Origin of the sequence: Microbacterium sp. 69-10 (assembly GCF_001897945.1) — a bacterium.
GTDB lineage: Bacteria > Actinomycetota > Actinomycetes > Actinomycetales > Microbacteriaceae > Microbacterium.
On record NZ_MKRT01000014.1, the window covers coordinates 1 to 7,028 of the forward strand.

The 7,028-nt window shown below is 69.4% G+C and carries 8 protein-coding genes; 4 read left to right on the forward strand and 4 right to left on the reverse strand.

Features of this window, described 5'->3' with window-relative positions; genetic code table 11:
- Nucleotides 1–76: 76 nt before the first annotated feature.
- The gene (locus BGN97_RS05335) at nt 77–736 is read right to left on the reverse strand and encodes a GntR family transcriptional regulator (protein ID WP_292698667.1); all 660 of its coding nucleotides are present in this window, start codon (nt 734–736) and stop codon (nt 77–79) included.
- Nucleotides 737–804: 68 nt separating this feature from the next.
- Between BGN97_RS05335 and BGN97_RS05340 the strand changes: the two genes are divergently transcribed.
- The gene (locus tag BGN97_RS05340) at nt 805–1,620 is read left to right on the forward strand and encodes an alpha/beta hydrolase fold domain-containing protein (RefSeq protein WP_292698669.1); all 816 of its coding nucleotides are present in this window, start codon (nt 805–807) and stop codon (nt 1,618–1,620) included.
- A gap of 13 nt (nt 1,621–1,633) precedes the next feature.
- Here the strand turns inward: BGN97_RS05340 and BGN97_RS05345 are convergent, their stop codons facing one another.
- From BGN97_RS05345 to BGN97_RS05355, 3 genes are read right to left on the reverse strand one after another with little or no spacing between them, the layout of a single operon-like run.
- The gene (locus tag BGN97_RS05345; protein ID WP_292698671.1) at nt 1,634–1,768 is read right to left on the reverse strand and encodes a methionine/alanine import family NSS transporter small subunit; all 135 of its coding nucleotides are present in this window, start codon (nt 1,766–1,768) and stop codon (nt 1,634–1,636) included.
- A complete protein-coding gene (locus tag BGN97_RS05350; RefSeq protein ID WP_292698673.1) occupies nt 1,765–3,387 on the reverse strand; it encodes a sodium-dependent transporter in 1,623 nt (540 codons plus the stop codon). Before BGN97_RS05350 ends, BGN97_RS05345 begins: the two co-directional genes overlap by 4 nt.
- 60 nt (nt 3,388–3,447) lie before the next feature.
- A complete protein-coding gene (locus tag BGN97_RS05355; protein ID WP_292698675.1) occupies nt 3,448–4,464 on the reverse strand; it encodes a LacI family DNA-binding transcriptional regulator in 1,017 nt (338 codons plus the stop codon).
- Nucleotides 4,465–4,593: 129 nt separating this feature from the next.
- Here BGN97_RS05355 and BGN97_RS05360 point away from each other — a divergent pair, with 129 nt between their 5' ends.
- The 3 genes from BGN97_RS05360 to BGN97_RS05370 form a co-directional block, all read left to right on the forward strand.
- Entirely contained in the window at nt 4,594–4,944 is a 351-nt protein-coding gene (locus tag BGN97_RS05360; RefSeq protein WP_292698676.1) for an L-rhamnose mutarotase, read from the forward strand.
- Complete coding sequence (gene rhaI, locus BGN97_RS05365; RefSeq protein WP_292698678.1) at nt 4,941–6,104, forward strand: L-rhamnose isomerase; 1,164 nt, start codon at nt 4,941–4,943, stop codon at nt 6,102–6,104. Before BGN97_RS05360 ends, rhaI begins: the two co-directional genes overlap by 4 nt.
- Nucleotides 6,105–6,211: 107 nt before the next feature.
- Nucleotides 6,212–7,028 (forward strand): class II aldolase/adducin family protein (locus BGN97_RS05370; protein ID WP_292698680.1); only part of this gene is annotated, 817 nt, incomplete at its 3' end.

Here is a 7,028-nt window from a genome sequence, read left to right on the forward strand (position 1 = left end):
AAGCGGCACTGTCACCCTGACACTGACCCCACGGTATCGGCTGTGCGCGGGAAGCACGGCACCGTTCACGCCCGCGTCAGCCGTTCTCGTCGTGGCGGGCGCGCAGCCGCTGCTCGGCGGCGATCCTTCCCTCATCGAGGTGGGCCGGGATCATCTCCTTGATGGCATCGACGTCGCGCTCGCGCATGACCCGGAGGATGTCGCGGTGCTGCACGGCCATCTCGGCGAGCTCGTCGTGCTGGCCGAACAGCCAGCGCAGCCGGGTGACCAGCGATGCCGCCAGCTCGGTGAGCATCGCGTTGTCGGCCACTTCGACGGCGGCGATGTGGAACATCGCGGATGCCTGGCGCGAGGCGACCGCATCGCCGGCGAGCGCCGACGCCTCCTCGGCGTCGATGATCGACTCCAGCCGGGCGAGGGCGGCCTCGTCTGCCCGCTGCGTGGCCAGCACGAAGGCCAGGGTCTCCATGGCCGCGCGCACCTCGGCGAAGTCCTGCAGGTCCTGCACCGAGAACTCGCGCACGACCGCCCAGCTGCGGGGCCGCGCCACGACGATGCCGTCCGCGACCAGCGCCTTGATGGCTTCCCGCACCGGAAGCCGGGAGACCTGCAGCGCGGCGGCGATGTCGCGCTCGATCAGCCGCGAACCCGGCTCGCGCCTGCCCAGCATGATGTCGTCGCGGAGGGCATCCGCCACCCGTGACGACTCCAGCCCGGTGATCCTCTCCAGCGCCATGCCTGGATTCAACCATCCGGTGCGACTTCCGGCCAGTATTCCGGTGAAACCGGTGCCATTCTGGGTGCATGACGTCTCCTCGCACCCTGCTCGATGGTCTCGCCCGCCTCTACCCCGCATCCGACGGTCCGCTGCGCGGATCGGCTCTGCTGTGGGCGCACGGCGGCGGCTTCGTGCACGGGGATCTGGACATGCCCGAGGCGGATGCCGTGGCCCGCGCGTTCGCCGATCGGGGCGCCACGGTCGTCTCGGTCGACTACGCCCTCGTCGGCGATGACGGCTCGCGCACGTTCCCGGCCGGGTCGGACGACATCCTGACGGCGTGGGCGTGGCTGGTCGAGCACGCCTCCGAGTTCGGCGCCGAGAGGTTCTTCGTCGGGGGCACCAGCGCCGGCGGCAACCTGATCGCCGGGGCGGTGCTGCGACTGCTCGGGCACGCGCCGGGCACGGCATCGGCTCTGCCCCTGCCCACCGGTGTCTTCCTGGCGTACCCGACCCTGCTGGCCGTGCAGCCCGCGCCGGATGCCGAACTGCGGGCGGCGCTGGACGCGAACCCGGCCGCCGACGTGTTCACCCCTCCTGCGGTGCTCGCGATGTACGAGACCTACCTGGGCGGCGATGTCGCGCAGGCGCCGCTCAGCGCCGTCCCCGGCCGGGCGACTCCCGCCGACGTGGCCGGCTTCCCGCCCACGATCATGGTCAACGGGCACGTCGACGAGCTGCGGGTGTCGGGCGAGCTGTTCGCACGCACGCTGGCGGATGCCGGTGTCGACATCGACGTGTCCTTCGAACCCGGCACCACCCACGGGCACCTGAACCGCCCCGAGGAGCCCGGGTTCGATCGGACCATCGAGCGCGTGTCGGGGTGGATGTCGCGGCGCTGAGCGCCTGGCCGGGCTACAGCTCGGCGGGCGGCTCCGGCTCGGCGTCCGCGACCTCGGGATGACGGGCGAGGTTGACGATCCCGGCGATCAGGCCGCCCCAGACGGTGACCATCGCGACGATCATCATGACGACGGCGATCGGGGTCATGACCGCGCTCCTTCCGCGACGGCGTCCGACACTCTGACGGTGCCCGTCTCCGCATCCGGTGCGTAGCTCTCCCCGACGAGGAACTCGTCGTAGTCCGGATCGTCCTTCGCGTGCGAGCGATGACTCCACGGGAGCAGCGACAGCAGGATCGCCAGCACCACGAGGGCGATCACCATGCCCCAGCCGAAGATCGAGAGGAACCAGCCCGGGAAGCCGCCGTACGGCTCGGAGACCTTGGCGATGACCTCGCTCACGAACAGATAGCCGAGCACGATCGGCGCGAGCGCGCCGACCAGCAGCATCCAGAACCAGCCGACCTTGAAGCTCGAGCGGCGGTTGAGGTGGTCTCGCAGCGCCGGCAGCCGGTGCAGCAGCCACGCGACCACGATCACCGCGACCAGGGCGACGGCCATGATGCCGAAGGCGTTGACGAAGGCGTCGGTGGTGTCGAGCACGGCCAGCGCCGTGGTCGTCGAGAACATCGCGATCGAGATCAGCGCGATCGGGATGGACACGACCAGCGTCGTGCGCACCCGGCCCCAGCCGAGCTTGTCCTGGAGAGCTGCGACGACCACCTCGAGCACCGAGATGAGCGAGGTGACGCCGGCGAACACCAGCGCGCCGAAGAACAGGACGCCGATGATCGATCCGCCCGCGGCGTTGGAGACGATGGTCGGGAAGGCGACGAACGCCAGGCCGATCCCCGCGGTCGCCGTGTGCGCGACGTCCGTCCCCTGCGCCTGCGCCATGAACCCGAGCGCCGCGAAGACGCCGATGCCGGCGAGGATCTCGAAGCCCGAGTTCGCGAAGGCGACCACCAGGCCGGAGCCGGTCAGGTCGGTCTTGCGCTTCAGGTACGAGGAGTAGGTGACCATGATGCCGAACGCCACCGACAGCGAGAAGAAGATGTGCCCGTAGGCCGAGGCCCACACCGCCGGATCGGCGAGAGCCTCCCAGTTCGGGGTGAAGAAGGCGTTCAGGCCGTCGACCGCGCCCGGAAGGAAGAGCGACTGCACGACGAGCGCCACGAACATCACGGTCAGCAGCGGCATGAGCACGGTGTTCGCCCGCCCGATGCCACGCTTGACGCCGAGGCCCATGATCACGATGACCACGACCCACACCGCGATCAGCGGGAAGCCGACCTGCGGCACGAACTGCATCGAGACGCCGCCCTTGGAGACGTCGCCCATCTGCAGGAAGTCCTTGAAGAAGAAGTCGTTCTCGTTGCCCGCGCCCCAGGTGATCTGCGCGGAGAACCAGGTGTACATCGCCGCCCAGGCGATGATCACCGCGTAGTACGTCGCGATCACGACGCAGATCAGCACCTGCCACCACCCCAGCGGCTCGGCCGCGCGATGCATGCGGCGGAACGCCAGCGGCGACGACCCGCGGAACCGGTGCCCGATCGCGTAGTCGAAGAACAGCAGCGGGATACCCGCGGTCAGCAGCGCGCACAGGTACGGGATGAGGAAGGCGCCGCCGCCGCCCTCATAGGCGACGTAGGGGAACCGCCAGATGTTGCCGAGGCCGACCGCCGATCCGATGGCCGAGAGGATGAACACGTTGCGAGATCCGAAGGCCTCGCGCTTGGTGGACTGCGTCGTCGCGGCTGGCATGTGTCCGAGGGTACCCGAGGGGCAGCCACGGGCTCAGGGAGTTGAGGGAGGCTTGAGGCTCTACCCCCGGCTGGAGTCGCGCACCACGAGCTCGGGCTGGAACCGCACACGGCGGTCGTGGTCGGCACTGTCCTGGGTGGCACTGTCGAGCTCCTTCAGCAGCAGCTCGACGCCGGTCCTGCCCAGCAGCCTGGCGGGCTGGCGCACCGAGCTCAGCGGCACGACCGTCGCCGAGGCGAAGTCGATGTCGTCGTACCCGATCATCGCGATGTCCTCGGGCACGCGCACGCCCGAGGCGAAGCTGAACGCCTGCAGCAGGCCGACGGCGATCAGGTCGTTGGCGGCGAACACGGCATCCGGGCGGTCCTGCTCCGCACGTGCGGCGAGCGCCTCCCCCGCTGCCCGCCCCTGCAGCACGGTCAGCGACGCCTGCTCGACGACCTCGAGCGTCGCTCCCGGAACCTCCGCGACGGCGGCCTGTGCGCCCTGCAGACGCTCGGCGACCTGGCGCACGGAGCGCGGCCCGCTCACGTAGGCGATCCGGCGTCGGCCCGCGTCGAGCAGATGCTTGACCGCGAGCCTCCCGCCCTCGACGTCGTCGACCGACACCGACGGGATCCCGCCCTCGTCGACCTCGTGGTCCACGAGCACGACCGGCATCCCGGCATCCGTGAAGCGACGCAGCGACGACAGGTCGTCGGATGCCGGCGTGAGCAGCACCCCGTTCACGCGCTGCTCCTGGAACAGCTCCAGGTGCGCCTCCTGCCGGACGTCGCTCTCGTCGCTGTTGCCCAGCAGCACGGTCATGCCGGCCTCGGCCGCCCGGTCCTCCGCGCCCCGCGCGACCTCGGCGAAGAAGGGGTTCCCGATGTCGGGGATCACCAGGCCGATGCTGCGACTGCGGCCGGCGCGGAGCTGGCGGGCGGCGTCGTTGCGCACGAAGCCGAGTTCCCGGATCGCCTTCTGCACGCGCTCGGCGGTGCGCGCGGAGACGCGATCCGGCTGGTTCAGCACGTTGGAGACCGTGCCCACTGACACTCCGGCCGCGGCCGCGACATCCTTCACGCCCACTGCCATGGTTCACCCTCCCGAACTTCTCTGCGGGCACCGCATTGACATCCTTCTCGAGCAAGCCTAGAGTCGATCTATTCAATGAAACGATTCAAGAGACATCGGACCATCACATCGATGTGAGAGGACGTCACCATGACCCGAGTCGGGTTCCAGCTGCAGGTGCGGCCCGAACTGCTCGACGAGTACCTCGCACGGCACTCCCCGGTATGGCCGGAGATGCTGTCCGAGATCGCCGCCGCAGGCCGCCGCGACTACTCGCTCTTCCTCGCGCCCGGAGGCGTGCTCTTCGGGTACTACGAGACCGACGACGATGCCGCTGCACAGGCCTATCTCGCAGCATCCGAGGTCGCCGCCCGCTGGGAGGCCGAGATGGCGCGGTTCTTCGTCGGCCTCGAAGGACGGCCCGACCAGGCCGCCACACCCCTCATCGAGGTCTTCCACCTCGAGACGCAGCTCGCCGCAGCAGAAAGCACCGAATCATGAGCATCCTCACCCCCGAGATCCTGTCCGAGCTCGAGAAGCAGGCGATCGAGCTCCCCTCCTGGGCGTTCGGCAACTCCGGCACCCGGTTCCGCGTGTTCGGCACCCCCGGCACGCCTCGCGACCCCTTCGAGAAGATCGCCGACGCCGCGCAGGTGCACGAGCACACCGCGCTGGCGCCCAGCGTGGCCCTGCACATCCCGTGGGACACCTGCGACTTCGGCGACCTGCGCAAGCACGCCGAGGACCTGGGCATGACGCTCGGCACGGTCAACTCGAACACGTTCCAGGACGAGGACTACAAGTTCGGCGCGCTCACGCATGAGGATGCCGCGGTGCGCCGCAAGGCCATCGACCACCACCTCGCGTGCATCGACGTGATGGACGCCACCGGCAGCCGCGACCTCAAGATCTGGCTGGCCGAGGGCTCGAACTACCCGGGCCAGGCCGACATGCGCGGACGGCAGGACCGGCTGAACGAGTCGCTGCGCGAGATCTACGCCCGCCTCGGCGATGACCAGCGGCTGGTGCTGGAGTACAAGTTCTTCGAGCCGGCGTTCTACCACACCGATGTCCCCGACTGGGGGACGAGCTACGCGCAGGTGTCCACGCTGGGCGAGAAGGCGATGGTGTGCCTGGACACCGGCCACCACGCCCCCGGCACGAACATCGAGTTCATCGTGATGCAGCTGCTGCGCTTGGGGAAGCTCGGTTCGTTCGACTTCAACTCGCGCTTCTACGCCGACGACGACCTGATCGTCGGTGCCGCCGACCCGTTCCAGTTGTTCCGCATCCTGTTCGAGGTCGTCCGCGGCGGGGGGCTGAACAACCCCGACGTGGCGTTCATGCTCGACCAGTGCCACAACATCGAGGACAAGATCCCCGGACAGATCCGCTCGGTGCTGAACGTGCAGGAGATGACCGCGCGCGCACTGCTGGTCGACCGCGAGGCTCTCACCGCAGCCCAGAGGTCGGGTGACGTGCTCGGCGCCAACGCCGTCTTCATGGACGCCTTCTACACCGACGTGCGTCCGGCGCTGGCCGAGTGGCGCGAGTCGCGCGGGCTGCCCGCCGATCCGATGGCGGCGTTCGCGGCATCCGGATATCTGGAGCGGATCGCGGCCGACCGGGTCGGCGGCGTCCAGGCGGGTTGGGGGGCCTGAACCCCGACCCTCTTCTGATTCGAATCGCTCAAGTGGCTCCATTCCGCCCCGAAATGCCGCAACTTGAGCGATTCGAACGCCATCCACAGCCTGATAAGGACCCCAACATGACCAACCCCACTGCCGCCGCCCTCATCGCCCGGTCGAACCGGCTCGGCGCCGACCCGAAGAACACCAACTACGCCGGAGGCAACACGTCCGCCAAGGGCACCGAGACCGACCCGGTCACAGGGCAGCCCGTCGAGCTGCTGTGGGTCAAGGGCTCCGGCGGCGACCTCGGCACGCTCACCGAGCAGGGGCTGGCCGTACTGCGCCTGGATCGCATGCGCTCGCTGGTGAACGTCTACCCCGGCATCGACCGCGAGGACGAGATGGTCGCCGCCTTCGACTACTGCCTGCACGGAAAGGGCGGCGCAGCGCCGTCGATCGACACCGCCATGCACGGGCTCGTGGATGCCGCGCACGTCGACCACCTGCACCCCGACAGCGGCATCGCCATCGCGACCGCCGCCGACGGCCCGGAGCTGACGGCGAAGATCTTCGGCGACAAGGTCGTGTGGGTGCCGTGGCGCCGCCCCGGCTTCCAGCTCGGTCTCGATATCGCCGAGATCAAGAGGCAGAACCCGGATGCCGTGGGCTGCATCCTCGGCGGACACGGCATCACCGCCTGGGGCGACACCTCGGAGGAGTCCGAGAAGAACTCCCTGTGGATCATCGACACCGCCGCCGCGTACATCGCCGAGCACGGCAAGGCGCAGCCCTTCGGCGGCATCCGCCCGGGCTTCGAGGCACTGCCGGATGCGGAGCGCCGGGCCCGCGCCGCGGCCCTCGCCGCGACCGTCCGCGGCATCGCCTCGACCGACAAGCCCATGGTCGGGCATTTCACGGACGCCGCCGTGGTGACCGACTTCCTGGCATCCGAGA

What these genes read in the sequence shown, in the direction of transcription:
- BGN97_RS05335 (WP_292698667.1), bottom strand. Translation starts at nt 736, where the DNA reads ATGGCGCTGGAGAGGATCACCGGGCTGGAGTCGTCACGGGTGGCGGAT.
- BGN97_RS05340 (WP_292698669.1), top strand. Translation starts at nt 805, where the DNA reads ATGACGTCTCCTCGCACCCTGCTCGATGGTCTCGCCCGCCTCTACCCC.
- BGN97_RS05345 (WP_292698671.1), bottom strand. Translation starts at nt 1,768, where the DNA reads ATGACCCCGATCGCCGTCGTCATGATGATCGTCGCGATGGTCACCGTC.
- BGN97_RS05350 (WP_292698673.1), bottom strand. Translation starts at nt 3,387, where the DNA reads ATGCCAGCCGCGACGACGCAGTCCACCAAGCGCGAGGCCTTCGGATCT.
- BGN97_RS05355 (WP_292698675.1), bottom strand. Translation starts at nt 4,464, where the DNA reads ATGGCAGTGGGCGTGAAGGATGTCGCGGCCGCGGCCGGAGTGTCAGTG.
- BGN97_RS05360 (WP_292698676.1), top strand. Translation starts at nt 4,594, where the DNA reads ATGACCCGAGTCGGGTTCCAGCTGCAGGTGCGGCCCGAACTGCTCGAC.
- rhaI (WP_292698678.1), top strand. Translation starts at nt 4,941, where the DNA reads ATGAGCATCCTCACCCCCGAGATCCTGTCCGAGCTCGAGAAGCAGGCG.